A 1,764-nucleotide genomic window follows, 5' to 3' on the forward strand; every position below is an offset into this window, starting at 1 on the left:
CCGCGCTCCACGACGGTCAGCGCGCGTTCATCGTCCACGCAGTGGGCGATGTCCACGAAGTCCTGCTGTCGTCGCTCGCCGAGCGTTCACTGCGCGTGGGTGTCGACGTCGCGGTGATCTCGGCAGCCGCCTCCTTCGAGACGGCATCCCTGCCCGTGCAGGTCGACACCATCCCGCTCGTGCCGCAGCGATCGTGCGAGTTCGCCGTCGATCTGGCCGTTCGCCACGTCGAGGGCGAGCGCCTTCGACCTGAGGTCCACCTCCTCGCCCCCGAGTATCTGTCGGCCGGTTCGGTCGCTCCCGCTCAAGAGTGAACCTTCTTCGCTTCCCTGTCCGCATGTCCCGTGTCGAAACGCTTCGACGCACAGCAGCACCACAACTGAACACGACCCACCGAAGTGTCCGGCCGCATGGCCACTGAGAAAGGAGTGCCGACGATGGCACGCATCATCCGAGGAAAGAAGACGCTCGCCGCCTTGGCGGCGCTGACCGCGACAGGTCTCGCCCTGAGCGGGTGCACGTCCGGCTCGACCGACGAAGGCGGCGACGGCGACACGCTCAAGCTGTGGCATTACGAGGGCGCCGACAGCGCCATGGGCAAGGCCTGGGCCGAGGCGATCAAGATCTTCGAAGAGGAGACCGGCGCCACGGTCGAGTTCGAGGAGAAGTCGTTCGAGCAGATCCAGAAGACGGCGAGCCAGGTGCTCGACACCGATGCGGCTCCCGATCTGATGGAGTTCAACAAGGGCAACGCCACGGCAGGATTCCTGGCGTCGACGGGCCTGATCACCGACATCTCCGACGCTGTGGCCGAGTACGGGTGGGACGAGCAGCTCGCCCCGTCTCTGCAGACGACGGCCAAGTACAGCGAGGACGGCGTCATGGGCGGCGAGTCGTGGTTCGGCATCCCGAACTACGGCGAATTCGTCGGCGTCTACTACAACAAGGACGCCTTCGCCGCTGCGGGTCTCGAGATACCCACCACCTACGAGGAGTTCGTCGACGTGCTCGACGCCTTCGTCGCCAAGGGGATCACGCCGCTCGCTGAGGCCGGTGCCGAGTACCCGCTGGGACAGCTGTGGTACCAGCTCGCGCTCCTCGAGGGCGACCGCGGCTTCGTCGACGACTACCAGCTCTACAAGGACCCGGTCGACTGGGAAGGACCCGAGGTCGCCTCGGCCACCGAGACGCTGAAGGAGTACGTCGACAAGGGCTACATCGCCTCTGACGTCTCATCGGTCAAGGCCGAGGACGCCGGTGTCTCCTTCATCAACGGCACCTCCCCCATCTTCGTCTCCGGGTCATGGTGGTTCGGGCGCTTCGTCGCAGAGGCCACCGGTTTCGATTGGACGCTCACCGCATTCCCCGGTGCCGACCTGTCGCTCGGATCATCGGGCAATCTCTGGGTCGTGCCGGAGAACGCCGCGAACAAGGAGCTCGCCTACGAGTTCATCGACATCACGATGCGCCCGGAGATCCAGGCCATCATCGGCAACAATGGTGGCCTCCCCGTCGCCGTCGACTCCGCCGACATCACCGACGCGAAGAGCGCCGAGCTGATCGAGACCTTCAACGGCGTCCTCGATGCCGACGGTCTCTCCTTCTACCCCGACTGGCCGGCACCGGGCTTCTACGACGTGCTCGTCCAGGAGCTTCAGGGCCTGATCACCGGTGCGCAGGACGTCGAGACGACCAACGCCAACCTCGGCGAACAGTACGACGAAGGCACCGCAGAGTTCCGTTGATCCACAGCGGGGGCGGCCG

1 protein-coding gene and 1 pseudogene are annotated in these 1,764 nt (G+C 65.6%); both read left to right on the forward strand.

The genetic code is table 11. From position 1 onward, the window contains the following. Positions 1-314, forward strand: a pseudogene (locus ACNPNP_RS06395) (substrate-binding domain-containing protein); the annotation flags it as partial. A gap of 123 nt (positions 315-437) precedes the next feature. Further along, entirely contained in the window at positions 438-1,745 is a 1,308-nt protein-coding gene (locus tag ACNPNP_RS06400) for an ABC transporter substrate-binding protein (RefSeq protein WP_448965210.1), read from the forward strand. Positions 1,746-1,764 lie beyond the last annotated feature (19 nt).

Source organism: Microbacterium xerophyticum, assembly GCF_053543555.1.

Bases quoted from the DNA above. Each gene is read 5' to 3' on its own strand.
- ACNPNP_RS06400 (WP_448965210.1), top strand. From the start codon at position 438: ATGGCACGCATCATCCGAGGAAAGAAGACGCTCGCCGCCTTGGCGGCG.